General features: G+C 34.6%; 23 protein-coding genes and 1 pseudogene. 14 read left to right on the top strand and 10 right to left on the bottom strand.

Features of this window, described 5'->3' with window-relative positions; genetic code table 11:
* Positions 1–75 precede the first annotated feature (75 nt).
* Entirely contained in the window at positions 76–969 is an 894-nt protein-coding gene (locus tag K5R64_RS15970; protein WP_220764867.1) for a NifU family protein, read from the bottom strand.
* Positions 970–1,118: 149 nt separating this feature from the next.
* Here K5R64_RS15970 and K5R64_RS15965 point away from each other — a divergent pair, with 149 nt between their 5' ends.
* Positions 1,119–2,117 (top strand): type IX secretion system membrane protein PorP/SprF, encoded by a 999-nt coding sequence (locus K5R64_RS15965; RefSeq protein ID WP_220764866.1) that lies wholly within the window; start codon positions 1,119–1,121, stop codon positions 2,115–2,117.
* Between the two features lie 15 nt (positions 2,118–2,132).
* Positions 2,133–2,648 carry a gamma carbonic anhydrase family protein gene (locus K5R64_RS15960; protein WP_220764865.1) on the top strand — a complete coding sequence of 172 codons (516 nt, stop codon included), beginning with the start codon at positions 2,133–2,135 and terminating at the stop codon, positions 2,646–2,648.
* A 14-nt stretch (positions 2,649–2,662) separates the two neighbouring features.
* On the opposite strand, the gene murI is transcribed toward K5R64_RS15960, so the two are convergent.
* The 8 genes from murI to K5R64_RS15920 all read right to left on the bottom strand — a co-directional run bounded on the left by murI (position 2,663) and on the right by K5R64_RS15920 (position 11,219).
* The gene (gene murI, locus K5R64_RS15955; protein ID WP_220764864.1) at positions 2,663–3,445 is read right to left on the bottom strand and encodes a glutamate racemase; all 783 of its coding nucleotides are present in this window, start codon (positions 3,443–3,445) and stop codon (positions 2,663–2,665) included.
* Between the two features lie 108 nt (positions 3,446–3,553).
* Positions 3,554–4,054: an OmpH family outer membrane protein gene (locus tag K5R64_RS15950; protein ID WP_220764863.1), complete on the bottom strand. Its 501-nt coding sequence runs from the start codon at positions 4,052–4,054 to the stop codon at positions 3,554–3,556.
* A 25-nt stretch (positions 4,055–4,079) separates the two neighbouring features.
* Positions 4,080–5,288, bottom strand: coding sequence for an OmpH family outer membrane protein (locus tag K5R64_RS15945; protein ID WP_220764862.1), 1,209 nt, complete (start codon positions 5,286–5,288; stop codon positions 4,080–4,082).
* 28 nt (positions 5,289–5,316) lie between these two features.
* Positions 5,317–8,082, bottom strand: coding sequence for an outer membrane protein assembly factor (locus K5R64_RS15940; protein ID WP_220764861.1), 2,766 nt, complete (start codon positions 8,080–8,082; stop codon positions 5,317–5,319).
* Complete coding sequence (locus K5R64_RS15935) at positions 8,015–8,755, bottom strand: isoprenyl transferase (RefSeq protein WP_220764860.1); 741 nt, start codon at positions 8,753–8,755, stop codon at positions 8,015–8,017. The genes K5R64_RS15940 and K5R64_RS15935 overlap by 68 nt, the downstream gene beginning before the upstream one ends.
* A 3-nt stretch (positions 8,756–8,758) precedes the next feature.
* On the bottom strand, positions 8,759–9,442 hold the full coding sequence (locus K5R64_RS15930; protein WP_220764947.1) for a DUF6089 family protein: 684 nt from the start codon (positions 9,440–9,442) through the stop codon (positions 8,759–8,761).
* A gap of 179 nt (positions 9,443–9,621) precedes the next feature.
* Entirely contained in the window at positions 9,622–10,506 is an 885-nt protein-coding gene (locus tag K5R64_RS15925; RefSeq protein WP_220764859.1) for an NAD kinase, read from the bottom strand.
* A gap of 56 nt (positions 10,507–10,562) precedes the next feature.
* Entirely contained in the window at positions 10,563–11,219 is a 657-nt protein-coding gene (locus K5R64_RS15920; RefSeq protein ID WP_220764858.1) for a CBS domain-containing protein, read from the bottom strand.
* A gap of 211 nt (positions 11,220–11,430) precedes the next feature.
* Here K5R64_RS15920 and K5R64_RS15915 point away from each other — a divergent pair, with 211 nt between their 5' ends.
* The 3 genes from K5R64_RS15915 (at position 11,431) to K5R64_RS15905 (ending at position 15,677) form a co-directional block, all read left to right on the top strand.
* Entirely contained in the window at positions 11,431–12,144 is a 714-nt protein-coding gene (locus K5R64_RS15915) for a pyridoxine 5'-phosphate synthase (protein ID WP_220764857.1), read from the top strand.
* Positions 12,145–12,641: 497 nt separating this feature from the next.
* Positions 12,642–14,825, top strand: coding sequence for a TonB-dependent siderophore receptor (locus K5R64_RS15910; RefSeq protein ID WP_255580407.1), 2,184 nt, complete (start codon positions 12,642–12,644; stop codon positions 14,823–14,825).
* A 3-nt stretch (positions 14,826–14,828) separates the two neighbouring features.
* Entirely contained in the window at positions 14,829–15,677 is an 849-nt protein-coding gene (locus K5R64_RS15905; RefSeq protein ID WP_220764856.1) for a DUF4249 domain-containing protein, read from the top strand.
* Positions 15,678–15,721: 44 nt separating this feature from the next.
* Here K5R64_RS15905 and K5R64_RS15900 read toward each other — a convergent pair whose 3' ends face one another.
* Positions 15,722–17,047 carry a hypothetical protein gene (locus tag K5R64_RS15900; RefSeq protein ID WP_220764854.1) on the bottom strand — a complete coding sequence of 442 codons (1,326 nt, stop codon included), beginning with the start codon at positions 17,045–17,047 and terminating at the stop codon, positions 15,722–15,724.
* Positions 17,048–17,213: 166 nt separating this feature from the next.
* Here K5R64_RS15900 and K5R64_RS15895 point away from each other — a divergent pair, with 166 nt between their 5' ends.
* From K5R64_RS15895 to K5R64_RS15855, 9 genes and pseudogenes are all read left to right on the top strand, one after another.
* Positions 17,214–17,978, top strand: a complete 765-nt coding sequence (locus K5R64_RS15895) for an alpha/beta fold hydrolase (RefSeq protein ID WP_220764852.1) — start codon at positions 17,214–17,216, stop codon at positions 17,976–17,978.
* 44 nt (positions 17,979–18,022) lie between these two features.
* Entirely contained in the window at positions 18,023–18,364 is a 342-nt protein-coding gene (locus K5R64_RS15890; RefSeq protein ID WP_220764849.1) for a phage holin family protein, read from the top strand.
* Between the two features lie 72 nt (positions 18,365–18,436).
* Positions 18,437–18,811 carry a hypothetical protein gene (locus tag K5R64_RS15885; RefSeq protein WP_220764847.1) on the top strand — a complete coding sequence of 125 codons (375 nt, stop codon included), beginning with the start codon at positions 18,437–18,439 and terminating at the stop codon, positions 18,809–18,811.
* 330 nt (positions 18,812–19,141) lie between these two features.
* Positions 19,142–19,492: pseudogene (locus K5R64_RS17275) on the top strand (heavy-metal-associated domain-containing protein); the annotation flags it as partial.
* Between the two features lie 268 nt (positions 19,493–19,760).
* Complete coding sequence (locus K5R64_RS15875) at positions 19,761–20,273, top strand: heavy-metal-associated domain-containing protein (RefSeq protein ID WP_220764843.1); 513 nt, start codon at positions 19,761–19,763, stop codon at positions 20,271–20,273.
* On the top strand, positions 20,273–21,082 hold the full coding sequence (locus K5R64_RS15870; protein WP_220764841.1) for a hypothetical protein: 810 nt from the start codon (positions 20,273–20,275) through the stop codon (positions 21,080–21,082). The genes K5R64_RS15875 and K5R64_RS15870 overlap by 1 nt, the downstream gene beginning before the upstream one ends.
* Before the next feature lies 1 nt (position 21,083).
* Positions 21,084–23,570, top strand: a complete 2,487-nt coding sequence (locus K5R64_RS15865; protein WP_220764840.1) for a heavy metal translocating P-type ATPase — start codon at positions 21,084–21,086, stop codon at positions 23,568–23,570.
* Between the two features lie 4 nt (positions 23,571–23,574).
* Positions 23,575–25,899: a multicopper oxidase domain-containing protein gene (locus K5R64_RS15860; RefSeq protein ID WP_220764839.1), complete on the top strand. Its 2,325-nt coding sequence runs from the start codon at positions 23,575–23,577 to the stop codon at positions 25,897–25,899.
* A 116-nt stretch (positions 25,900–26,015) separates the two neighbouring features.
* Positions 26,016–26,843, top strand: coding sequence for an MOSC domain-containing protein (locus K5R64_RS15855; protein WP_220764838.1), 828 nt, complete (start codon positions 26,016–26,018; stop codon positions 26,841–26,843).
* The last annotated feature ends 26 nt before the right edge of the window (positions 26,844–26,869 follow it).

The following is a 26,869-nucleotide window of genomic DNA, read 5'->3' as shown; positions in this document are numbered from 1 at the left end:
TACAAAAGTACTAATTGTTTCTGTTTTATATTTGTTACTTGGGTTATCCGTTTTTTATAGTTTTGTTTGTAAAACTTAAACTGCTTCAACATTTATTTTTTCGTCGTTTAGCATGCTTTTCAACATGTTTTCGATACCACTTTTTAAGGTAAATGTTGAAGAAGGACATCCATTACAAGCGCCCTGCAAAATAACTTTAACTGTTCTTGTGGCTTCGTCAAATGAATCAAAAGCAATATTTCCACCATCAGCTGCTACTGCAGGTCGTACATATTCTTCAAGAATGTTGATGATTTTTTGAGAAGTTTCGTCAAGTGAATCAAAATTAGCGTCCTTAGTTGCTTCGTCTTTTAGACTATTTGGAATAAAATTTTCGTCTAGAACGGTCCCACCATTCTCAATGTATTGTTTGATAAACGTTCTTAATTCGAGAGTGATTTCATCCCAACTGTTCAATTCATATTTAGTGACCGAAACATAATTTTCATCAATAAAAACTTCTTTTACGTAAGGGAATTTGAATAATTCTTGGGCAAGTGGTGAAGCAGCCGTTTGGTCAATATTTTTGAATTCAACGGCATTTTTGGTTAGCATTTTGCTTACCACAAATTTTAATGCTGCAGGGTTTGGTGTAGTTTCACCATATACTGTAACTGGTTGTTTTTTTGTTTTGTTTTCGTCGATATTGATAATCGTTCCGCCATTTGAAATAAAGGTTTCGATTTGTTCTGCAACGGCTTCTTTTACATCATCCCATTCTACAATACTGAATTTTTCAATGGCAATAAAATTACCTGAGATGTAAACAGTTTTAACAAAAGGAAGGTAAAACAATTGTTGCGCAAGAGGGGATGCTTTTGCTTCATCAATATTTTTAAATTCAAAGCTTTCATTTTTTGTGATGAAATCTTCAAATTCAAATTTTAATATAGTAGGTTTTTGTGTTTCTTTGATAAGAACTTTTGTCATGATTATTTAAATTTTTACAAATTTACTAAAGTTATTTTCTATGATTAACTATATTTGATATATTAATGGATAAATTAACTTTATTTTAAATGTTTGTGGTTATTGTGTCTATTATGCGTATTTTTAAATGATTATTTTAAACCATTCCAATGTTTGTAAAATTTAGACTCCTGCTGGTTTGTGCACTTGTTTCAACTTTCTCTTTTGCTCAGGAAGGTATTGCGGTGTATTCGGATTATTTATCGGATAATTATTATTTGATTCATCCCTCTATGGCAGGTGCTGCAAATTGTGCAAAGGTGCGATTGACTTCGAGAAAACAATGGTTTGGTCAGGATGATGCACCTCAGTTGAGTACATTGAGCTTTAATGGGAGAATAAGTGAAAAAGCAGGCGCTGGAGTAATATTGTTTAGTGATAAAAATGGTTATCATTCTCAAAAAGGAATCAAATTAGGATATGCCTATCATTTGATGTTTTCAAGAGATGAAGTTGATTTAAACCAACTGTCATTTGGTATTAGTGCAGGGTTGATTCAAAGTCAGTTGGATGAAACACAGTTTAGACAATCTGGTAATTTTGATCCTTTGGTAAATGGAACGATTGTTCAAAAGGACTCCTATCCTAATTTTGACGTAGGAGTATCTTATAATTATTTAGATTTTTATGCTCATGCCACAGTGAAAAACCTCATGGAAACCAGAAGAGATATTTATTCTGAATTTGAAAGCGATAATTTGAGAAAATACCTTTTGAGTGTAGGGTATATTTTTGGAAATGAAAGTGGCATTTTATGGGAGCCTTCCGTATTATTTCAATCCGTTAGCCGCACTCAGGAAAGGTCTTTTGATTTGAATATTAAAGCTTATAAAGCGATGGATTTTGGGACTTTATGGGGGGGATTGTCTTATCGTCGTAGTATCGATGGCGCTCAATATTCAAATGGAAGCTCTGTATCGACTCAGCATCTTCAATACATTACTCCAATAGTGGGTGTGAATTATAATAATTTTATGTTTGCCTACACCTATTCGCATTTGTCAGGAGCTGTAAAGTTTGATAATGGAGGGTATCACCAAATTACCTTAGGGCTAAACTTATTTTGTAAAAGAGCAAAATACGAATGTAAATGTCCTGCAATTAATTAAAAATCATTTTTTAGTATGTTGATTAAAACTGTCAATGGAATAGCGCCGCAAATCCCATCAGATTGTTATGTAGCTGAGAATGCTACAATTGTAGGTGATGTTAGTTTTGGTGATTCCTGTAGTGTTTGGTTTAATGCCGTAGTACGTGGAGATGTCAATTTTATTAAGATTGGTAATAAAGTCAATATTCAAGATGGTGCTGTAATTCATTGTACGTATCAAAAACACCCTACCATTATTGGGAATAACGTTTCAATAGGACACAATGCCATTGTACATGGTTGTACGATTAAGGATAATGTACTCATTGGTATGGGGGCCATTGTGATGGACAATTGTGTAGTCGAAAGTCATTCAATAATTGCAGCAGGTGCGGTAATAACTCAAAATACCGTGGTGACTGCTGGTTCCATTTGGGCAGGTGTCCCAGCCAAAAAAGTGAAAGATATAAGTGAATCTGAATTTGCTGGTGAGATAGAACGCATAGCAAATAATTATGTATTGTATTCCAGTTGGTTTAAGGAAGTATGATGCGTTTATTATGCTTAAAAATCTTTTTCAATAACTTCAACTTCATAATCACCTTCTAAAATTTCTTTTAAAACGGTTGGATTAGTGTTCGTATAAAATACAGGTTTGTTGTTGGTTAAATCTGTAAATCCAACTCCGTTTTTTAAAAGGTTTTGTGTTTGTCTCGCAACGGCTTCTCCTGAATCAATAATGTGGATATGGTCAGGTAGAATTTTTTTAATTTGTGGGATGAGGTAGGGGTAATGACTACATCCTAAAACCAAATAATCAATATCTGCTTCAATCATTGGGCGTAAATAGGATTCCAATAATGCAGTCATTTCAGGGGAATTGATTTGTCCTTTTTCGATTAATTGAACTAAGCCGTGACCTACCTGTTCTAGAATTTTAGTGGTCTGGAACTTTTCGGCAGTTTTATTGAATAGTTCGCTAATGAGCGTACCTTGTGTTGCGAGAATCCCAATTTTTTGTGTTTTGGAATTTAAAGCAGCTGGCTTTATAGCTGGCTCAATACCAATGAATGGGACAGCATAGTTTGCTCTTAATTCCTTAATGGCATTGGTCGTTGCAGTATTGCAGGCAACAACGATTAATTTGCAATCCATTTGGAGTAATAAATCGGTGTTTTTCATGCATAAAGCGATGATTTCCTCCTTGGATTTTTGTCCGTATGGTGCATTTTTACTATCGGCTAAATAGATGGTTTTTTCTTGGGGTAACAAATGATGAATAGCCTTCCATATTGAAGTCCCTCCAATTCCAGAATCGAATATGCCTATAGGTTTGTTATTGTTCATCAAAACAAAGTTAATCGCTCTGAATTAATTTTCCTAAATTGTTAGTAAAAAAAAGCGTTCTATTTCAACTCATGAAATAGAACGCTTTAAGTGTTTTTTTGGTTTTTATTAGAAACCTAGATCTTTTTTTACATCAGCTGTAATGTTTGGGCCATCAGCTAATAATAAAGCAGAACCATCTAATACATATTGGTAACCTTTAGCTTTTCCAATTTTTTGGATAGAAGCTCTTACTTTTTCCATTAATGGTTTTACAATATCAGATTCTTTTTGTTGTAATTCTTTTTGAGCATTATCTCTAAAGTCAACAATTCTTTTTTGCATGTCTTGAACTTCTTTAGAACGATCTTCGTTTACTGCTTCTGTTACAGTTGCCGATTCAGCTTCGTATTTTTTTAATTTTGATTGATATTCTTCAACCATTTTTTTATAGTCTGCATCATACGTTCCGCTTAGTTTTTCAAGTTGTTTTTGTGCGTCAAGCATTGCTGGCATCTTCGACATGATTTCGCTTACATCAACATGAGCAGTTTTTGCTTGTGCGTTGATGGTTTGATTTGCTCCTAAAAATACTATTGCAGCAATTAATAAAGTTTTGATTTGTTTCATCGGATTTAAATATTAAGTAATTATATTAGTTATTTTTTAATTGAATTTCTCTCGCTTTTTTAATAGAATCTCGTACTTGTAGCGCTTTTAGTCTTTTTTCTTCCAGTTCTCGTTTACGTTCTTCAATTATTTTTTTTCTTTCTTCTAAAGCTTTTGTTTTAGGGTCAATTGTATCTTGTTTTGTAACTTCTTTAGCGGTTGCTTCTTTAGCAGGCACTACAGATTTTGTAGCAGTAGCGGTCGTTTTTTTCTCTTCTGTTTTTGTAAGGGCAGAAATCGTGCCAGTTTTTTTGGCTTCTCTTTCTTCTAATAATTGTGCTCTTTTTGCTTCGGCTTCTTTTTTTCTGTTTTCTACAGCTTGTTGGCGTTCTTCTAAGATTTTAGCTCGTGCTGCGGCTTGTTCTTGTTTTTTAGCTTCTATTTCGGCTGCAGTGTCTTTTTTGTCTGTATTGTTAGGTTTTGCAGTAGTTACGGAAGAAGTTCCTGCTTTTTGAGCTTCTCTTTCTTCCATTAATCGAGCTTTTCTGTCTTCGGCTTCTTGTTTCTTTTGTTCAGCAGCTAGTTTTCGTTCTTCTAATATTTTTTCTCTTTCTGCTTTTTTGGCTTCCAAAGCTCGTTGTCTGTCCGCAAGATTTGGATTGACATCAACAGCGTCTTCTTTTTTCTCTTTTTCTATTTCCGCTTGAAGTTGTTTTTTAGTCAATTGTTCTCGCTTATTAGAGCGGTTTATGATTCGCAATACTAAATCACTGATGTCGTATCTTTTTGCTGCAAAAATCATTGTGAAATCAGATGTTTTGTCAAAAATGAAATCATATTTTTGTTGTTCTGCAATGTCTTGAATGGCGGTAAAAACTTGGTCTTGGATAGGCTTGATTAAATCATTTTTTTGCGTAGTAAGGTTTCCGTTGGGACCAAAACGTAGTTGCTGTAAATCCAGAACCTCATTTTCTAGAAATTTTATTTCAGTTTCTCTTTCTTCAATTAAGTTTTTTGTAAGTAATGCTTTTTCGGCTTTAAGCGATTCTTTGAGTTTGTTTACTTCGTTTTTTTTAATTTCAATTTCTTGTTTCCATTTTTGGGCTTTTTGCTCTAGTTGCGTATTAGCTTCTGTATAATTAGGCACATTTTGTAAAATGTATTCCATGTCAATAAAACCGATTTTGGTTCCTCTAGTTTGGGAGTGAATCGTAACGGTTATTGCTAAAACTAAAACTAAAAAATAATTTCTCATAGCCTAAATATTAGAAATGATAAGTTTATTAAAATTGTTGCCCAATAATAAAATGGGTTTGCCATCCACTCTTTGTGGTTTGACCTGTCGCAGCGTCAAATCCATGACCAAAATCAATCCCTAATAATCCAAACGCTGGCATGAAAATACGCAAACCTAAACCTGCTGAACGTTTCAAATCAAATGGATTATAGGTGTTGAAACTTGAAAATGAATTTCCTGCTTCCAAGAAACCTAATGCGTAAATAGACGCTGCCGCTTTCAACGTAATTGGATAACGCAATTCCATTGAGAACTTGTTGTAAATAGTACCACCAATTTGTTGTCCGAATCTGCTGTCGTTTGTGTCGTCAATGATAGGGGTCAATGAGTTGTTTTGATATCCTCTTAATTGTATGGTTTCTCTACCGTCCATAGAATAATTGGCTAATCCATCACCTCCTACATAAAAACGTTCAAAAGGAATAACACCTCGGTCTTGATTATAAGCTCCTAAGAAGCCAAATTCTGATAACGTTCGTAGTACTAATTTACCATAAATTTTAGTGTACCAATCCGCTTTGAACTTAATTTTGTAATATTCTAGCCAATTAAATTTCTTTTGATCCACTTTGGCAGGGTCAGCAGCCGCTTTTGTGTAATCTGTAACCTTGTTTGGTGTTGGATTAGTTGTTGAAGGAATTTCTTCTACATAATCACCAGGTTGAACAATTTCACCATTTGTACCTTCGTATGCTGTACCTGTGTAAATGTATTTATTTTCTTTCTTATCTCCTAAACTACCATAATCAATTCCGTTAAGTAATGAATAAGGTAGTGAGAATTTTCCTGTAAGGCTAAATTCAGAACCGTAGGTTGGGAATATAGGATTTACTCCTTTGTTGTTACGAGAAATTCCAATAGTATAAGCTACGTTTCTAGAAGTTCCGTCTCCAAAAGTAAATAATCCTGTGTTGTAATTATTTAAGTCATAATGTTGGTAACTCAAACTTTGAGATAGTACAAAAAAATCATCTGGTACTGTTAAACGCTTGGCCAAACCAACAGATAATGTTAAGATGTTGAAGCTTTTACTCTTGTCCACACCTGATGCTGAAAGGAAATTGGTTAAAAATTGTTTGCTGTACGATAAAGAGGTACTAAATTGTACTGGTTTTTTTTGTCCAAACCAAGGTTCAGAAAAAGATAAACTATAAGTTTGGAAATAAGTACTGGCCTGTAATCGCAATGAAACTTTTTGTCCATCACCCATGGGTAAAGGTTTGTAGGCTTCTTTGTTGCCTAAATTTCGAGCAGAAAAGTTATTGAATGATAGTCCTAATGTTCCGATGAATCCACCACCTCCGTACCCTCCTTGGAGTTCGATTTGGCTAGATCCTTTTTCAACTAAGTTGTATTCAATATCTACGGTACCAGCAGCTGCATCTACGTTTTTGAACTTTGGGTCGATGGCTTCAGGATCAAAGAATCCTAATTGGCCAATCTCACGGATGGTTCTTACTAATAATTCTTTACTGTATTTTTCTCCTGGCTTGGTTCTAAGTTCTCTGTAAATTACACGGTCATTGGTTTTATCGTTTCCTACAACTGTAATTTTGTTGAAATAGGCTAGAGGTCCTTCGGTTATTCTAATTTCAAAATCGATACTGTCATTGGCAGTTCTAACTTCTACAGCATTAATAGTTGAGAATAAATATCCGTTATTTTGATACAAGTTGGTTATGTCTTCTCCGTCAGGTTTTGTCTTGTCCGCAATTCTTTTCTCAAGCAGTACACCGTTGTACGTTTCTCCTTTTTTAACCCCTACGATACGGCTTAAAAAGTGATCAGGATATACTGTGTTTCCTAAGAATTTGATGTTACCAAAATAGTATTTGTTTCCTTCTTCAACATTGACTTTAATGGCTAAGGCATTTTTTTCTTTGTTGTAAATTACTGTATCCGAAACAATTCGGGCGTCACGATATCCTTTTTCTTTATAAGATGCAATTACCTTGTCTAAATCTTCTTTGTATTTTGATTTAATGAATTTAGATGCTTTGAAAATACGTAATGGATTTTTTTGTTTTGTATCTTTCATTGCGCCACGCAAGGTTTTATCAGACAATTTGGTGTTGCCTATGAAATCAATTTCTTGGATTTTAATTTTTTCTCCTTTATCAATAGCTACCACCATATTTACTTGGTTGGTTGCTGCGGTATCTTGGACAGTATTAATGGAAACTTTGGTGTTGAAAAAACCGTCCTTTTTATATTTGTTTTCAATGTAATTTTTGGTGGTGGTAATTAAGTTTTCGTTTACCACTTTTCCTTGTGTGAGACCATTATCTTTGATTAATCCCTCCACTTTACTGTTTTTAATTCCAGTAAATTTTACTTGATTTAGTTTAGGTAATTCTTTAATGTCCAGGTCAAGGTAAATGCTGTCACCTTCGATTTTGTTGACATAAAATGCAATTTCATCAAAAAGGCCTAGTTTTCCTAGCTTTTTGATGGCGCTACTTATCTCTTCTCCAGGAACAGTAATAGTTTGTCCTTTTTCGAGCCCTGCAAATGTTACTACAGTTTGGTCGTTAAAACTTATTTTATTTGTAAGTGAAACTTTGGCAATGATGTATTTTTCTCCATTATCAAAATCGGCTCTTTTTTGCGCTTTGATTTGTGAAAAACTTATCAAAATTAAAAAGGTTAATACTGCTTTTATATTTTTATTCAACACTAAAAAATTATTTAATTTGTTCACTTGTTTTTCCAAATCTGCGTTCTCTTTTTTGATAACTAATGATAGCCTCATATAAATCTTCTTCTTTAAAGTCAGGCCATAAAATATCGGTAAAATATAATTCTGAATAGGCGATTTGCCACAACAAGAAATTACTTATTCTATGTTCACCACTGGTACGAATTAATAAATCAACATCAGGTAAATTGTGCGTGTAAAGATGCTCATTTATAACTGAATCGTCAATAGCGTCAATTGAAATTATGCTATTTTTAACTTTATCGCTAATGTTTTTAACTGCATTGACAATTTCTTCTCTTGCACCATAACTCAGCGCTAGTGTAAGCGTCATTTTGGTGTGGTCTTTGGTTTTTTCTTTGACAGCATTTAATTCTGATTGTACAGAACTAGGGAGTTTGTCAAAGCTGCCAATGGTGTTTAGTCTTATTTTTTTGTCTTCCAAAGTTGCTAATTCTTTCCTTAATTGTTTTACTAAAATCTTCATTAAGGTATCTACTTCTAGCTTTGGTCGATTCCAATTTTCGGTTGAAAATGCATACAAGGTTAGGTTTTGTATGCCTAATTCAATGCAGGTGCGGATGATTTCTTTTACAGATTCACTTCCTCTTTCATGACCTAATGCTCTTAAAAGTCCTTGTTTTTTAGCCCAACGTCCGTTGCCATCCATAATGATGGCAATGTGTTCAGGAAGTCTGTTTTTATCTATATTGTCTCGTAAACTCATTTTTTATTCTGCACAATAGCACGGTTTTTCTCCAAAGGTATAGGTTAATGTAATGCCTGAGAAAACAAACCAATCATTATTATTTATATTTCCAAAACGGAGCTGACTTAGGTTCTGATTTTTAGGATTGCTCCCATCAATATCATCTGCCATAGTATATCTCGCGCCAACTTCTATTCCTATAATGAAGTTTCTGTTTAATTTCGATTTGATTCCTACTGTCATAGGAATAGCAATCGTTCCACGTCTTGAATCTGTTCTTTCTTGACCTCCGCTAAAAAACAAACTACTGTAACGAGTATAACTTATTCCACTATACACATAAGGTGTTGTTTTGTTTCCTATTTGATGGAGATTGAAATCAAAAAAATTGAATTCAAGGCCTAAAGATACTTCTTTTATGTTATTTTCAAAATGATATCCTCTTAGGTTTCTACTGCCTTCATCAGAATCAAGGTCGTTAGCGGATAGGTTTGACAGTGTGTAACTTATCCTGTAACTGTGTCTTGGGCTTTTATTCCATCTGTAAAGCAAGCCTAAAGCAAGTTCATTTGGAGCTATATAAGTTGTTGGGCCTACGTCTCCTATGTAATTGCTTCCTCCCAGAAAAACACCCACTTCATGAATCTGCGAATACATGGCAGTACTTACTAAAAAGGATATGAGTAGGCTAATCTTTTTGGTCATCATTAGTTAAAAATAGCATGCAAATATAACAATTATCATTTCTTATTGTGGTTGAATATGATAATTGTGTTTTTCATTTGCTTTTTAGGTGTTTTTAATTGGTTTTTTGTCTTAAATAAGAACAAAATAAAAACGGAAAACTATTGAAAATCGTATAGTAGTTAAAAAAAATGAAAGGATTAGTTTCTTTTGTCTTCTCCCCAAAGCAATTTGGAACGAAGGGTTTTTAAGAAAGTCTCTTCTGGGATTTCAATCATATTGATTTGAAAAGGGGTTTTTTTGATGGTCAAAATGGATTCGTTTCCTACTGAGGTTATTCGGGAGTCTAGGGAAACCAAATAATTTTCTTCTCTACCAGATACCTTTAGTCGGATTTCTGTTTCATCAGGAATCACTAAGGGGCGTGCATTAAGGTTGTGAGGAGAAATTGGAGTAATGACAAGACTGTTTACATCAGGAGTCAAGATAGGCCCTCCACAACTTAAATTATAACCAGTTGAGCCAGTAGGGGTAGAGATAATAAGGCCGTCAGCCCAATACGAATTCAAATATTCTCCATTCAAATAAGTGTCAATGGTAATCATCGAAGTGGTATCCTTTCGGCTAACAGACACTTCGTTCATCGCAAAATTGATGTCTTCCAAACTTTCGTTTGCTGGAGTACAGGACAAACTTAAAAGTGTCCTTTTGGAAAGGCTGTGTTTTTTTTCAACCACCATTTGTAAAAAATCGGCAATATTTTCTTGTTGTACCGTGGCCAAAAATCCCAATCGACCGGCATTAATCCCTAAAATAGGAACTCCCGAATTTCTAATGTAGGTCGCTGCTCTCAAGATAGTTCCATCCCCACCAATGCTCACTAGCATATAGAAACTGGAATCAATTTCACTGTAGGACGAAAAAGTGTGGTAGTCTTTAGTGACGATATTTTTTTCGAGAAGCATGTCAAAATACTGAGATTCAAAAACCATTTCTATATTATTGCTAGAAAAAAAGCTTAAGATATCTTTAATAATAGGTTCTGTGCTGTTCTGATAATATTGACCGTAAATGGCTATTTTCATTAGTTCTTAAATCGTTTGTTTTAGTTTGAGTTGGCTTTTAAGAGGGTGAAACGATATTATATATTTAGGTATTTGTCTAAATAATCAGAACGTTCTTTTAGGTTGTTAATATAAGTGTCCTCATGATGTTCAGAGGTGATTTCGTAATTGTACCTTCTAAATGATTGTACAATTTCATTGATAGCACCAAGGCTAATTTTTAAGGTGATTTCTACCGTACTCACATCTGCTTCAGAAATAAATAAACCCAACAATTTTCCGTTATTGCTTTCTACAATTTGAGTTATTTGGCTCATAGAGTAATCCAGAACGCCTTTTTTAATCTTAATCACTCTCCCTGGTTCTTTTAAAAAAGGGGTTTGATTGAAAAAAGTCATGATTTCCTCAATTTCATAATAGCCTACATAATTGTTGTCTTCGTCCAAAACAGGAATTAGATTGCTATGGTTTTTAGCAAATATTTCTAATACTTCGAGCCAAATAGCGTTTGTTCGGGTGAAAAAAGTTTCAAGGGTATATTTATAATCACTAACTTTTTTATTGTTTTCAAAGGTTTCGATATCGTCAGAGGCAATACTACCAATATAGATACCATCTTCCACAATGGGGAAATGTGAAAAATGTAAATCCGCAAAAAAATCTTTAACCGTCTCGATAGTTTCGTGACAGTCAATGGCTTTGAAGTCGTTTGTGATGTAGTCTGTAATTTCCATCGTAAATAGATACTCAATTTTTATGCAAATTAATCAAAAAAAGCCAAAAAGCGTTCTCTTTTATCTCAATTATGTTTATTATTTCGCGTACAAATAAGGAATAGTTCTTTTATTTAAAACCAAAAGTGTCCTTTTTTCAAAACAAAATCCGTATTACTTCGTATTTTTGTCGCGGTTAAAATGTATGATAAGATAAACAAAACGTATTTCAATGACAAAGTTAAGTGTAAATATTAATAAAATTGCAACTTTACGCAACGCACGTGGGGGAAATGTACCTGATTTATTAAAAGTGGCGATTGATATTCAAAAATTTGGGGGGCAAGGAATCACCATTCATCCTCGTCCTGATGAGCGTCATATTCGGTATCAAGATGCGCGTGATTTGCGTTCAATTGTGCATACAGAGTTTAATATTGAAGGAAATCCACAGCATAATTTTGTAGATTTGGTATTGGAATGCAAACCTGAGCAGGTTACATTAGTACCTGATGCCATCGGAGCTATTACCTCTTCAGCAGGATGGGATACGGTAAAAAACCAAGCGTATTTGACTGAAATGATTCAAGAATTTCAAAGCCATGGGATTCGCACTTCAATCTTTGTTGATCCTGTTTTGGAAATGATTGAAGGGGCTAAAAAAACAGGAACTGACCGCATCGAATTATATACCGAAGCTTTTGCACACCAATACGCTTTAGGAAACGAAAAAGGTATTGAACCTTATGTACAGGCAGCAGTTTTAGCTAATGAATTGGGATTAGGAATCAATGCGGGACACGATTTGAGTTTGGATAACATTCAGTTTTTTAAACAAAATATTCCAGGCTTATTGGAAGTTTCTATTGGTCATGCCTTAATTGCCGAAGCCTTGTATTTAGGACTTGATAATGTGGTCAATATGTATTTAAGAAAATTGAAGTAAAATAATTTGGGCGGGACCCGCAAGAAAAATGCGGGTCGGGCTTTCGGCTATATCTTTATGACTCCGAAAAAATCGGAGCCATAAAGGATACCATCTCTATCCCTAACGCGCAACCCTGCCAATGAGGAACGTTTTTTTGTTGAGGAATAATAATACCATTTAGCCATAGAATTTACCGCAATAAAATTTTCTTTTTCTCTTTTCTTTTCAAAATAAAATTATACCGTAGCGATGCTATGCTAGAATTTTCTTTTTCAATAAAAGAAAAAAATCTTAATTTTCTTTACAGGAAATTCTAAGACTAAATGGTATAAGTACGCAAATAGATTTAAGAAATTATAAAACTGTAGTAATAATCAGTTATTTTTGTGGTTTTCAAATTATCTCTCTTGAAAACAAAGCTGCTTTTTTATTTTATCTTTTTTGTCCACTTGCACACCTACTCGCAATCGAACGCTATAGTTAGTGGTTTTCTTTATGATCAAAATAACCAACCATTGAGTAATGGAAGTTTGCATTTTGAACACAACGGCAATTATTCAATTGCTGTAACTGATTCATTAGGATTTTATAGCATTTCTCTGTCATTTGATGCGTACCAAATTTCAATTTCTCATAATGAATATAGAACTCAAAATCTTGTTCGTGACATCGTTAAAAACACCGTTTTAAATTTTTATTTAACTTCAAAATCAGAGGAACTTAATGAGGTAATTATCGCTACGGATACAAAACGAGTGTTCTTGGATTCTAATCCCAATACTATTGTCTTTAAGCCAAAAGGCTTGAAATCAGTTCCTTCAATTATGGGGACTACAGATGTGTTGAAGTTTTTGCAATTGACACCGGGAGTGCAAAATTCAGGTGATGCTAACGGATATTTTTATGTTAGAGGTAGTGATCCAGGACATAATTTGACCTTGTACTCCAATACACCTGTTTATGGAACAGCTCATTTGCTAGGTGTTTTCCCGTTTTTTAATGCAAATCATATTCAAAAAGTTCAATTTGATAAAACCAATTCTAATCCTGAAAATGGTGGTAGATTGAGTTCGGCCGTTAGGATAGAAACCAATGAAAAAATTCCTGAGGGACTTTCAGTCAGTGGTGTTGCAGGTATCTTGGCTTCACAGTTAACACTGGCGGTACCTTTGAGCAAAAAGGTAGGGTTTTATGTCTCAGGCAGAAAAACTTATATTGATGAAATTATTACCCCATTGTTTGATTCTAAAAAAAATGCAGATAATAGTGATGTTAAAGATTTAACTTATAGCTTTTCAGACCTTAATTATACTTTGATAGCAAATCCAAATGTTAAAAGTCAGTTCGTTTTTGATGCTTTTTGGAGTGGGGATAAATTAAGCATCAAAGATGACGATTTATCTTTGAATGCTAAACTATATTGGGATAATCTTTCTGTTTCCTCTTCTTGGAAGTACAAATTTTCCTCTTCGGTTAAAATGAAAAACACCGTTTATTTGAGTAGATACGGTAATGATTTATCTTTAAATCAAGCTACAGCTCAAATAAAAGGGGGTTCAACTATACAAGATTTTGGGTTTTTGAATTCCTTTCAATATGCAATTGCAAACATTCCTTTTGAGTCAGGGTTTCAATATGCAACGTACACCGTACAGCCTCAAAAAATTGAGGTTTTTAATTTAAGTTTGGATACTGATGTTAATAAAAGTAAGGTTAGTAAGTCGCAAAATGCATCTTTGTTCACAAGTGCAAAGCCTCGGTTTTCAAAGTCTTTATTTGCTGAAATCGGTTTGAGACTTAATTATTATCTTTCAAATGACAAGAAAGCAAAATATTTTCATTTTGAACCTCGCCTTCAGATTAATTATGTTCCAGATGCAGATAAATCAATTTATGTTTCCTATACTAAACAGCATCAATATTTGAATTTAATAACTACCTCAAGTGTAGGTATTCCTACTGATTTTTGGGTATCTAGTGCTGAGGGCATTCCTGATCAAAGCTCTAATGAGTTTTCAATGGGTGGGAAGTATCGCGTTTTTTCTAAATACATCATTAATTCTAGTATCTACTATAGGACTATGAATAATTTATTAGAATATCCTTTTGGGATAACACAGTTTAATGAAATTTCTAGTTTTAAGGAAGATATTAAAACGGGCAGCGGGCAAGCCTATGGTTTGGAATGGATGTTTCAAAAAGAGATAGGTAAATTTAAAGGTTGGATTAGCTATACCCTGAGTTGGTCAACTCGAAAATTTGACGAAATAAATAATGGAGAAACTTACTTTGCTAAATATGATCGCAGGCATAATTTGGCTATCGTAGCAACCTATGCCTTGAATTCTAAATGGGATTTTGGCGTCACTCAAATGATGAGTTCAGGAAATCGTTTTACCATTCCTACCTCTTGGTATTTTATTAATAACAATCCAGTTAAAGAGTATGGAGCGTATAATAATGCACAGTTGCCTACTTATGTCCGTACGGATTTTTCGGTTAATTATTTTTTTTTAAAAAATTCAAAGAAAGAAAGTACGCTTAATTTTTCGGTTTTTAATGCCTTTAATGTTCAAAATCCTATTTATGTTGTATTGAATGTTGCTATTGATAAAGAGAAACAAAAAATTGAAGTGAAGCCAGAAAGGAAACAATTGTATTCTATTTTACCATCAATAAGTTGGAGATTTAAATTTTAGACAATGAAAAAAGTAATTTTGTTTTTATCCGTTGTTTTGCTGTTTTCATGTGATCAAACAGGATTTGATACGGCTACAGCTCTAGATTCAAAAATAGTGGTGGAGGGTTGGATTGAAGAAGGTGAGTATGCAGAAGTAATTTTATCAAGCAGTATTCCTGTGAGCAGTGCTGTTGACTCTTTGACTATTTTAAGTCATGCCATTAGATCGGCTAAGATAACGGTCTCTGATGGTCAAAATCAAGAAGTATTACGATTAAAAAGAGACAATGATAGAATTCCTCCTTTTATATATTACGGAAGCGATTTGCTAGGTCAGGCAGGTAAGACATACACCTTGAAAATAGAGTTTTTAAATAGAGTGGTTACTTCTGAGACTGTAATACCCCGTTCGGTTGAGTTGAAAAAAGCAACTTATGTTAAGAATGTAGCAACGGATACTACGGGTTATGTTTTTATTGAGTTTAGCGATCCTGTACTTGAGAAAAATTATTACCAAATTGCGACTAGAATTGATGGCGAAGAACCCATTTTTGTTCCTGCATTTTATGGTAATCTGAATGATGATACTTTTAATTCTACCGTAGTATCTATGCAAGTCAATCGTGGAGTTTTAGTGTTTCCGAAAACAAAATTTAAGCCCTATTTTACTGATGGAGATTTAATTTATGTCAAGTTAAGGACAATGAATAAAACTTCTTATGATTTTTGGAATGATTGGCAAAACGAAATTGTAAACGGGAGGAATCCTATTTTTCCATCGAATACAAGTTTGGCTAGTAATATAAAAGGAGGAATAGGAATTTGGGCAGGATACGGTCAAAGTGTCCTTTCGATTCAAACAAAAAAGTGAAACAATTTTCATTGTTTCACTTCCTAATCTAAATAAATTTATTTTTATTTTCTCTCAAAAGATTTCCAGAAATTTTCAAATCTAGTATTTAAATCGTCAAATCCAGATGAGAAATACGCACTAATTTCAACCTCAGTATTGTCGTTAAAGCGTAAATATGTAACGGTGTCATAGTGTTGAATTAAAATAGGATTGCTAGCATTGTATTCCCAATATCGATATGTCGAATTCCATTTTGTGTAGTACTCATAATAACTATCTCCTTTTTCAGCTCTTTGGACTAAATCAGCAATTTTAGTTCCGTCTTTTTTTGATACTAAAATTGATTTGGTGTTGTTGTTGGTTATTGCCACTTCTCCTTCAGCTTGTGCTTTGTAGTACTTGTTTAGATCGTTGTGGTAGGTGTTTGAGTTGTAATTAGGATAAACAACAGATTTGTCTAATGCGTTTTGAGCGTTAGTTGTACCTTCAATATTTATGTCTTCAAGAATAATGAAATTATCCATTATTTGGATGATTGCATTTGCTTTACCATGGTAAGATGCTACAGAACTGTCATCAAGTATTTTGTCAATTTGAGCTGTGCTTCCAGCGGTAAAACTAATTAAGCTTTTTCCATTGTATGAAAAACCTAGTTTAGCACTGTTAGTACTTCCTTTTGCGCTACTCATTTCATAAGCGTATCCATCATTCAAGTTTATTTTTAAACTAGTTTCAGTAGGAACTTCTTTGTTGTCATATTTAGCAGTGCTTTCAATTTTAGCTACTTCTTTATTGTCAATTGATAAGGTAGAGTTTACAGATAATGGTAAAAACACTTGGTCTTTAATGTCGTTTGAGTAGGAGTTAGTGTTGTAGTTCCAGTTGCCGTAAGTGTCAATGATATTTACTTTAATGTTTGACGAAGTGCTATTTGAAGTTAAAGTAGCATTGTTTGATGTCCCTCCTTTTTTAGCTGGAAAAATAAATTTCAACTCAGATGAAGAACTTGTTTTAGTCCATTTTTGAGTAGTATTGTTCCAAGTGTACACCCCGTAAACTCCTGACACATTAATAATGTCTTCGATTTTATTGTCGTTTTTGCCATTAAAAATATCTATAGAACTGATGTCTAATAAATTTCCTAAATTTTGCATCGCTTCAATAGCGCTTGAAGTTTTTGATTTGTCCATATCAGTTAACATCGCATTTGCTTCAGCTTCTAATTTGACTTTTTGTTCTGAAGGAGTCAGTTTTGAGTAGGGCTGTTGAACTAGTTTTTCAATTTGTTCGCTTAAACTTAATTCTGAAGAACTTCCATCATCACTAGTAGAGCATGATACAGTCAATAATGAGATTATTGACGAGATTAGAATGGTTTTTTTTAACATTTGTTTTGATTTAAAAATTTTTAAAAAGAATAAAATATTTATTACAAAATAATTGTATCTAAATCTAAAAAACAATACCTACTTTTAGTGATTTTTCACTTGAATTTTCGGATTAGTACGGGACTTGTTTTTATTATCTTTGCATTTATTATTGTAAAATTTAATTATGCTTCATTCAAAAATAGAAGGAGAAGGAAAGCCGCTTTTAATCCTACACGGATTTCTAGGGATGTCGGATAACTGGAAAAGTCTAGGTACTCAATTTGCCGCTGATGGCTATCAAGTGCACCTGCTTGATATGCGTAACCACGGACGAAGTTTTCATTCGGATGATTTTAGTTATGAATTCATGGCGCAAGATATTTACGATTATTGCCAAGCAAACAAACTGAGTCAGGTGGACATCATCGGTCATTCAATGGGAGGAAAAACGGCTATGCTTTTTGCTGCCACTTATCCTGAATTAGTAGATAAATTAATTATTGCCGATATCGGGCCTAAATTTTATCCACAACACCACCAAACCATTTTGGCGGGATTAAATGCTGTTGATTTTTCAAAAAAACCAAGCCGTAACGAAGTTGAAGAAATCATTGGGGATTTCATCACCGATTTTGGTACACGACAATTTTTGATGAAAAGTTTGTATTGGAAAGAACCAGGGCAATTGGCGTTCCGTTTTAATTTGGCTGTTTTTAATGAGAAAATTAGCGAAATTGGGGTGGCATTAGCTGATGACGCTCAATTTGATAAACCTACATTGTTTATTCGTGGAGGAAATTCAAACTATATTTTGGATTCGGATATCGAAAATATTGCCCTTCATTTTCCATTAATGAAATTAGAAACAATTCCCAATGCGGGACATTGGCTTCATGCCGAAAACCCAAAATTGTTTTATGAATTAACGACTGCTTTTTTGAAGTCATAAAGCAGTTGGAAAAACTTTATATTTGCTATTGAAAATTAAAGATTATGAAATTACTTATTAGAATGCTTATCACTGCCGTATTGGTAGTTATTTTGTCGCATGTGATGAAAGGAGTGCATGTAGCAGGTTTTACAACGGCATTAATTGTGGCCTTTGTTTTGAGTTTGTTAAATGCTTTTATAAAACCGTTGATATTGATTTTTACCCTACCTATAACTATTGTAACCCTAGGTTTGTTTTTGCTTGTGATTAATGCGGTAATGATTTTACTGTGTTCAGCAATTGTAGGTGGTTTTGTGGTTGATGGATTCTTAGTGGCGCTGTTATTTAGTATTATTTTATCTCTGTCACAGTCTATTACCTTTGCTATCTTGGGGAAAAACTAAAATAGGTTTTAACATAAATTTACCTTTGAAACGAAATGTTTTTGTTAATTTTGTTTCAAACTTTGGTTTTCAATGAAAAAAATCCACATCTATATTATCCTGTTGTTAGGCGTCTTTTTGATGCCTAATGCGGTTTTGGCTTGTGGGAAATCCAATGACTCAAAGGGAAGTTGTTCAATGGAAATGACTTCTAAATCAGATTCAAAGAAAAGTTGTTGCGGAACAAAATCGTGTTCTAAAAATGAAAAGCAAAAATCCTGTGACGGAAAATGTGGACACTCTATCTGTTCGACTAGTTCTGTTAGTTTGAGTTTTTTATTGAATACAGCTTTTGAAACGACTATCAACAGTTTTAATTTTTCATCTGAAAAACAAAAATTCTACACTTCAGTATCGCTTACTTCTGATGGCTATACTGATATCTGGCTTATTCCTAAAATAGGCTAAAATGATGACTTGACAGCCCTAATTGTGTCAAGTTATAAAGACATTTACAAAAGTTTTTACCGCTAATGCGCAATTTTTTTTAAAATTGACTGTATAAGTCGCTTAAGGCGGAATTAGCGCAAATTAATTTATCCAGAAACATTATTCATTGGTTAAATAAATCTGTGAATCTGCGGTAATTTTCTACGGATGCAAATGTCTTTATTCAATAATTAAGTCAGTACGACTTTAAATATCAATTTTTTTCTCGGTCTATAATGTATTCGGTATTTGCGTTGTCTTATACTCGAAAATGCTACGACCTATTATAACAATTAAAAAAATAACAAAATGAAATCATTTATAAATAATATGATGGCTATGTTCTTATTGCTATCTGTAACTTTTGCCAGTGCACAAATAAAAAATGCTAAAACCGAAACCGTAAAAATTTACGGAAACTGTGGTATGTGTAAAAAAACCATCGAAAAAGCCGCTAATCTAAAAGGTGTAGCAACCGTGAACTGGAATGTCGATACTAAAATGGCAACACTTAACTATGATGCTACAAAAACCAATCAAGATGAAATCCTAAAGCGAATTGCAAATGCGGGTTATGATAGCGACAAATTTCCAGCATCAAATACGGCTTATAATCAATTGCCTAAATGTTGTCAGTACGATAGAGCGGTGAAACAAGAGAAATCAACTTGTTGTACAAATGGAAAATCGCAAGCCTCTTGTTGTGCGAATGACAAGTTGAAAACTTCTTGCTGTATGAGTGACAAGGGGAAAAACACTTGTTGTAGCAATGATAAGGGGAAATCTTCTTGCTGTACCAATGACAAAGTAAAAAACGCTTGTTGTTCCATCTAAAGAAAATAATCTATTGATACAGAATCTATGGCATATTGTTTTGAAACAATACAGTCAATATGCTGTAGTTTCTTTAATTTAAAAAAATACAATCATGAAAAATCTAGTAATGCTTTTATTGATGACAATTTGCAATACTGCATTTGCCCAAATTAATAAAGCCGAAATTGTAGCAACAGGGCTTACCTGTTCTATGTGTTCCAATGCGATTTACAAACAGTTATTACGAAATCCAGAAATTGAAAACGTAGAAACCAATTTGAACACGAATACATTTACCGTTTATCCAAAAAAAGGAAATCAGTTAACACCAAATGATCTAAAAGAGAATGTTGAAAAATCAGGTTTTTTTATAGGTTCGTTAATTGTGTATCTACCCGCGAATACCTTAAAAATTAAAGATATGAAAACAATGGTGCAAGGAAATTCCTTGTATGTATTTCTGGATGAAGTGGCTCAAATAAACGATACGCAATTAAAAGTCAAATTGTATGATAAAGGCTTTGTTACAAGCAAAGAGTACAAGAAAAATCTAAAATCGGATGTTTCAAGTTGGAAGATTGGAGAGCCTGCAATGGATGTATATCATATTAAAACGATACGATAATGAAAAAACTAATTGTTTTAGTGGTGCTTTTTGTTGTTGTAAAACTGGAAGCACAAGAATTGTTTGTCGCTACAGAACCTGCCAGTAATATGCCTACGGGGTCTATAGGTGTTCGATTGTCAAATGCGATTTATAAAAGAGAATTGAACTCAGGGAGTAATTATTTTTTAATGTCCGAATTGATGTGGGGAGTAAATAAAGATTTGATGGTTCATACTTCCTTTTTTACAAGTAATCGTACCGATGCATTCCAATTCGAAGGAGCCAGTATTTATGCCAAATACCGTTTTTTTTCGATAGATGATGTGCATAGCCATTTTAGAGTAGCGGGTTTTGGGCGTTATAGTATCAATAATGCAGAGATTGCGCAAGAACAAATTGAAACGATGCGTCATAATTCAGGCTATGAATTGGGATTGGTGGCAACGCAATTATTGGGTAAAGTCGCGATAAGTAGTTCAGTGAGTTTTGAAAAAGCATTTAATAATGGAAATCGTCATAATTTTCCTGTGATGCAAAGTGATAATGCTACCAATTATACCTTGTCTTTTGGTAAATTGATGTACCCCAAAAAATACACTAATTTTAAAGAAACGAATATCAACTTAATGCTTGAGTTTGTTGGGCAAACATTGAATGGGAACGGAAAATCCTATTTAGACGCTGTTCCTTCACTTCAATTCATTATCAATAGTCAGGCGAGAATTGATTTGAGTTACAAAAGACAGTTGTTGAGTTCGATGGATAGGCTTTCGCCAAATGGATTTTCTTTGAATGTTGAATATACTTTTTTTAATGTAACCAATTAAGATGAAATATACTTATACAATAAACGGAATGCATTGTAATTCGTGTCGTGCCAAAGTAGAAAAGGCACTTAACGTTATGGATGGTGTAACGGCTGAGGTGACTTTAGATCCGCCACAGGCGATTATTTCGATGCAAAAACCCATTCAACTTGATGAGTTTCAAGAAGCGATTGCAGCGGTGGGGAGTTATTCTATTAAAGTTTTTAATCCCAATGATATAAAATTAAAAATAGAAGAGACTGTAGAAGCACCTCCGTCCAAACACACAGCGGGTAAATATTATTGCCCGATGCATTGCGAAGGCGATACAGAATATGATGCTGCGGGTGATTGTCCCGTTTGTGGAATGGATTTAGTGCAACAACCCATCTTAAATCAACGTACACAATATACTTGTCCGATGCATCCTGAAGTGGTTGAAGACCATCCCGATTCATGTTCTATTTGCGGAATGGATTTGGTGCCAATGATTGAAACTAGTGAAGAGTCAAAAACCTATGATGATTTGGTTCATAAAATGAAAATAGCCGTTTTGTTTACGCTGCCTATTTTTATCATCGCCATGTCCGATATGATTCCGAATAATCCTTTATTGAAAATAGCGGATTATGGAACTTGGAATTGGGTGCAATTTGGTTTGTCGCTTCCTGTCGTTTTTTATGCTTGTTGGATGTTCTTTAAACGAGCTTGGAAATCGTTGGTGACTTGGAACTTAAATATGTTCACGCTTATCGGAATTGGGTCAGGGGTGGCATTTTTGTTTAGTATCATAGGACTGTTTTTTCCAGAAATCTTTCCAGCGGAGTTCAAAACGCATTCGGGAGAGGTAGGTTTGTATTTTGAGGCGACCACGGTGATTTTGACCTTGGTATTGTTGGGGCAATTGCTTGAAGCCAGAGCGCACAGCCAAACTAGTGGCGCGATTAAAGAACTCATGAAATTGGCGCCAACCGAAGCAACTTTAGTTCAAGATGGAGAAGACAAAAAAATCTCGATTCATGATATTAAAAAAGGCGATGTATTGCGAGTGAAACCAGGTGATAAAATTCCAGTTGACGGAAAAATTATCGAAGGAAACACCACCATTGACGAGTCGATGATTTCGGGCGAACCCATTCCAGTGGATAAAAAACCAGAGGATGAAGTGATAGCAGGAACGATAAACGGAACACAATCCTTTACGATGGAAGCGGAGAAAGTAGGTTCTGAAACCTTGCTTTCTCAAATTGTACAAATGGTCAATGATGCCAGTCGTTCCAGAGCGCCTATCCAAAAATTAGCCGATAGTATTGCCAAATATTTTGTGCCAATAGTTGTTGGTGTTTCAGTGCTTACTTTTTTTGTTTGGGCCAATTGGGGACCAGAACCCGCTTTGATTTATGCGTTTGTCAATGCAATTGCCGTTTTGATTATTGCTTGTCCTTGTGCTTTGGGATTAGCAACTCCTATGTCGGTTATGGTGGGTGTTGGAAAAGGCGCACAGTCAGGTGTTTTGATTAAAAATGCCGAAGCGCTAGAAAACATGAATAAAATCACCGTTTTGATTACCGACAAAACAGGAACCATCACGGAAGGAAAACCTTCTGTCGAGAAAATCGTGGTAAAAAATGGAGATGAAAATGATGTTTTAAGCAAAATTGCTTCGGTAAATCAGAGCAGTGAACACCCTTTGGCAACAGCCGTAGTCACTTTTGCGAAAGCGAAAAACATAGCTTTATCAAAAGTAGAAAAATTTGAATCGGTTACAGGAAAAGGAGTGATAGGTTTTGTGGGTGAAGTGAAAATAAGTTTGGGAAACAAAAAGTTATTGGAGCACGAAGGGATTCAAGATTTTTCAGTTCTAGAACAAGAAGTGATTGCCGAACAAAAACTAGGAAAAACGGTTTCGTATATCGCGATAAATAGTCATGCTGTTGGTTATATTACGATTACTGATGCGATTAAGAAAAGCAGTTTGAATGCCATTCAAGAATTGAAACGACAAGGAGTCAAAGTGATTATGATGACAGGTGATAATGAAAACACTGCCCAAGCAGTCGCCCAAGAACTGCATTTGAGTTCCTATAAAGCGGGTTGTTTGCCACAAGACAAATTAGACGAAATCAAACGTTTACAATCCCACGGCGAAATAGTAGCCATGGCCGGTGACGGAATCAATGATGCGCCGGCTTTGGCACAAGCGGATATTGGAATTGCCATGGGCACTGGAACTGATGTGGCGATTGAAAGTGCTAAAATCACTTTAGTCAAAGGTGATTTGCAAGGCATTGTAAAAGCCAAACAGCTAAGTCATGCCGTGATGAAAAACATTAAGGAAAATTTATTCTTCGCTTTCTTTTACAATGTATTGGGAGTGCCTATCGCTGCCGGAGTTTTGTACCCGTTTTTTGGCTTGTTGTTATCGCCTATGATTGCCGCTTTAGCCATGAGTTTTAGCTCGGTTTCGGTAATTGCAAATGCATTGCGATTGAGAAATATTAAAATTTAAAATCATGAAATATTCTTATTATATAGTTTTTATGTTGTTGTCCATTTCGTGCATGCAAGCACAAAAGGTGGTTCGGTATGATTTGTATGTGCGTGACACCTTAGTCCATTTTTCAGGAAAAGAAAAAAGAGCGATTGCGGTCAATGGTCAAATTCCGATGCCTACTTTGACTTTTACAGAAGGAGATATTGCGGAAATTTATGTTCATAACGAATTAAAAGAAAGTACTTCATTGCACTGGCATGGATTGTATTTACCAAATAAAGAAGATGGCGTTCCGTTTTTAACACAAATGCCTATTAAGCCAGGAACCACACATAAATATACTTTTCCAATCATTCAAAACGGTACCCATTGGTATCATAGTCATAGCGGTTTGCAAGAGCAAATAGGAATGTATGGGGCGTTAATTTTAAAGAAAAAAAATGAAGATGAAACCTTTAGAAAAGGGATTGATGATATCCCACAAGTTCCTATTGTTTTAAGCGAATGGACAAATTATAAGCCTGAAAATGTACACCGAATGTTGCACAATGCATCGGATTGGTTTGCTATCAAAAAAGGAACGACTCAAAGCTATGCGGAAGCAATAAAACAGGGATATTTTAAAACAAAACTGACTAACGAATGGAAACGAATGTTGGCTATGGATGTGAGTGATGTTTATTATGATAAGTTCTTGATAAATGGATTGAACGAGAGTCAGTTGTCCCAATTCAAAGCTGGAGATAAAGTGCGATTGCGAATTTCAAATGCGGGAGCGTCTTCTTATTTCTGGTTGACCTATGCTGGAGGGAAAATGACTGTTGTTGCCAATGACGGAAACGATGTTGAACCTGTTGAAGTTGATCGATTGATTATCGGTGTTTCTGAAACCTATGATGTGGTTGTTACTATTCCTGAAAAAAATACTTCGTATGCATTTTTAGCAACCCCTGAAGATAGAACTAAATCTGCTTCGATATATATTGGGGACGGAGTTAAAAAAGCAGCAACACCTTTGCCGAAATTGAACTATTTTGAGGGGATGAAGATGATGAACAACATGATGAATATGGACGGCACCATGGATGATATGGGAATGGATATGAGTCTCCAAAAAATGGATATGAATGCAGTGATGTATCCCGAATTGTCAGCAAGTCCAAAAATGGAAATGGATGGTGCCATGAATCATTTCAAAATGAATATGAAATCAGATAAAATGGATCATTCCAAAATGGATCATTCGAAGATGGATATGAAATCTGATAAAATGGCTAAGAGTAGTGAAATGGATCATTCAGGACATGATATGGGAAAGAAAAGTTCAGATATCGTAACCTTGAATTATTCGATGCTAAAATCACCAACGAAAACCACTCTTCCAAAAGAAGCTCCTATTCGAGAATTGCGTTTTGAGTTGACGGGAAATATGAATCGATATGTTTGGAGTATGGATAATGTTGTTCTATCTGAAAGCGATAAAATCTTGATAAAAAAAGGTGAAAATGTTCGCATTACATTGTACAACAATTCGATGATGCGTCACCCGATGCACTTGCACGGTCATGACTTTAGAGTCCTGAATGGTCAAGGAGATTATGCGCCACTCAAAAATGTTTTGGATATAATGCCAATGGAGACGGATGTTATTGAGTTTGCAGCCAATGCTGATGGCGATTGGTTTTTTCATTGTCATATTTTGTATCACATGATGGCTGGAATGAACAGAGTATTTAGTTATGAGAATTCAGCACCCAATCCACTGTTGCCTAACAAGGAAAAAGCATACAAGAAATTACAAGCCGAGAGCAATCAATTGCATTTCATGGCCGAAAATGATTTTGCTACGAATGGAAATGACGGTATGATGATGTTGCAAAATACTAGATGGAGTTTTGGAACCGAATGGCGATTAGGCTATAATGACCATCACGGTTACGAATCCGAAACGCATATCGGAAGGTATATTGGGAGAAATCAATGGTTGATGCCTTTTATTGGTTTTGATGCCCGTTATCGAAAATTAGCTCATGGTGAAATCGAGCAGAATTTATTTGGTCAAACCAGCACCAAGGACAAAAGGCTACAGTTGAGTCTTGGAGTCAATTATACGTTACCTTTATTGGTGGTGGCTCAAGCCGAAGTTTTTCATGATGGCAATGTTCGTTTTCAATTAATGCGTGAAGATATTCCGGTTTCCAAGCGTTTACGAATGGTATTTATGGTTAATACTGATAAAGAATATATGGGAGGCTTTAAATATATAGTTGGTAAAAACCTAGGAATTACAACTCATTATGATAGTGATATGGGGATTGGTTTTGGATTGAATTTGAATTATTAAAGTTTTTTTAGAAAAGATTATTTCTGGTGAGAATTATGGAGGTTTTTGTATTTCCTGCTTGTCGGAAAACTCGTTTGTGTTTAATTAAACTTTCTTATTTTTGAGAAAAAAACATAATGCTTCAGCTTTCAGAAATCTGGATTTATCCTGTAAAATCATTAGGTGGTATAGCCCTGTCTCATGCTAAAGTAACCCTTCGCGGATTGGAATACGACCGGCGCTGGATGCTTGTGGATGAAAAAGGTACTTTTATCACCCAAAGAGAATATCCTGAGTTGGCTTTATTTCAGCCCAGCATAGCAAACGATAGTCTTGTTATTTGTCATCGTGATGCGATAAAGGGAAGTGTTCGATTTTCGCTTTCGCAAAAGAATAACAGCCCAAAAATTGAGGTTTTAGTTTGGGAAGATACTGTAAAAGCAGTAGAAGTAGATACTGCAATTTCGGCTTGGTTTTCGCGAATTTTAGGATTTGGTGTTCGATTGGTCTTTATGCCTGAAGAAAGCCACCGAAAAGTTGATGCTAATTATGCCGTAAGTTCAGAAGATATTACGTCCTTTTCAGACGGATTTCCTTTTTTGATTATTGGGCAAGCTTCGCTAGATGATTTGAATGCTCGTTTAGAAAATCCTATTTCAATACAACGATTCCGACCAAATTTTGTGTTCACTGGCGGTTCAGCTTATGAAGAGGAAAATTGGACAGAATTTACCATTGACAATCATACTTTTTACGGTGTAAAACCTTGTGGACGTTGTGTTGTCACTACAGTTGATTTTGAAAAAGGAATTTTTTCGGGTAAAGAACCGTTGTTTACATTGTCAAAATATAAAAAAGTAGGGAAGAAGGTTATTTTTGGACAAAATGCGATAACCCCAAAAGAGGGGATTTTACAGCTTGGAGACGAAATTTCAGTGATTGAAAAAAAGGAATCACTTGTCTAGTTGCCATTCAAAAGGGATTGGTTAGT

This window comes from Flavobacterium sp. UMI-01, assembly GCF_019656315.1.
Taxonomy (GTDB): Bacteria; Bacteroidota; Bacteroidia; order Flavobacteriales; family Flavobacteriaceae; genus Flavobacterium.
The sequence above is the reverse complement of the archived record's forward strand: the minus strand, read 5'-3'. Positions and strand labels throughout refer to the sequence as shown.

Excerpts from the sequence above, each read along its gene's own strand:
- K5R64_RS15890 (WP_220764849.1), top strand. The coding sequence starts at position 18,023 with ATGAAATTACTTATTAGAATGCTTATCACTGCCGTATTGGTAGTTATT.
- K5R64_RS15915 (WP_220764857.1), top strand. The coding sequence starts at position 11,431 with ATGACAAAGTTAAGTGTAAATATTAATAAAATTGCAACTTTACGCAAC.
- K5R64_RS15875 (WP_220764843.1), top strand. The coding sequence starts at position 19,761 with ATGAAAAATCTAGTAATGCTTTTATTGATGACAATTTGCAATACTGCA.
- K5R64_RS15935 (WP_220764860.1), bottom strand. The coding sequence starts at position 8,755 with ATGAGTTTACGAGACAATATAGATAAAAACAGACTTCCTGAACACATT.
- K5R64_RS15860 (WP_220764839.1), top strand. The coding sequence starts at position 23,575 with ATGAAATATTCTTATTATATAGTTTTTATGTTGTTGTCCATTTCGTGC.
- murI (WP_220764864.1), bottom strand. The coding sequence starts at position 3,445 with ATGAACAATAACAAACCTATAGGCATATTCGATTCTGGAATTGGAGGG.
- K5R64_RS15950 (WP_220764863.1), bottom strand. The coding sequence starts at position 4,054 with ATGAAACAAATCAAAACTTTATTAATTGCTGCAATAGTATTTTTAGGA.
- K5R64_RS15855 (WP_220764838.1), top strand. The coding sequence starts at position 26,016 with ATGCTTCAGCTTTCAGAAATCTGGATTTATCCTGTAAAATCATTAGGT.
- K5R64_RS15900 (WP_220764854.1), bottom strand. The coding sequence starts at position 17,047 with ATGTTAAAAAAAACCATTCTAATCTCGTCAATAATCTCATTATTGACT.
- K5R64_RS15960 (WP_220764865.1), top strand. The coding sequence starts at position 2,133 with ATGTTGATTAAAACTGTCAATGGAATAGCGCCGCAAATCCCATCAGAT.
- K5R64_RS15925 (WP_220764859.1), bottom strand. The coding sequence starts at position 10,506 with ATGAAAATAGCCATTTACGGTCAATATTATCAGAACAGCACAGAACCT.
- K5R64_RS15920 (WP_220764858.1), bottom strand. The coding sequence starts at position 11,219 with ATGGAAATTACAGACTACATCACAAACGACTTCAAAGCCATTGACTGT.
- K5R64_RS15965 (WP_220764866.1), top strand. The coding sequence starts at position 1,119 with ATGTTTGTAAAATTTAGACTCCTGCTGGTTTGTGCACTTGTTTCAACT.
- K5R64_RS15885 (WP_220764847.1), top strand. The coding sequence starts at position 18,437 with ATGAAAAAAATCCACATCTATATTATCCTGTTGTTAGGCGTCTTTTTG.
- K5R64_RS15970 (WP_220764867.1), bottom strand. The coding sequence starts at position 969 with ATGACAAAAGTTCTTATCAAAGAAACACAAAAACCTACTATATTAAAA.
- K5R64_RS15865 (WP_220764840.1), top strand. The coding sequence starts at position 21,084 with ATGAAATATACTTATACAATAAACGGAATGCATTGTAATTCGTGTCGT.
- K5R64_RS15905 (WP_220764856.1), top strand. The coding sequence starts at position 14,829 with ATGAAAAAAGTAATTTTGTTTTTATCCGTTGTTTTGCTGTTTTCATGT.
- K5R64_RS15930 (WP_220764947.1), bottom strand. The coding sequence starts at position 9,442 with ATGACCAAAAAGATTAGCCTACTCATATCCTTTTTAGTAAGTACTGCC.
- K5R64_RS15940 (WP_220764861.1), bottom strand. The coding sequence starts at position 8,082 with ATGAGGCTATCATTAGTTATCAAAAAAGAGAACGCAGATTTGGAAAAA.
- K5R64_RS15945 (WP_220764862.1), bottom strand. The coding sequence starts at position 5,288 with ATGAGAAATTATTTTTTAGTTTTAGTTTTAGCAATAACCGTTACGATT.
- K5R64_RS15870 (WP_220764841.1), top strand. The coding sequence starts at position 20,273 with ATGAAAAAACTAATTGTTTTAGTGGTGCTTTTTGTTGTTGTAAAACTG.
- K5R64_RS15895 (WP_220764852.1), top strand. The coding sequence starts at position 17,214 with ATGCTTCATTCAAAAATAGAAGGAGAAGGAAAGCCGCTTTTAATCCTA.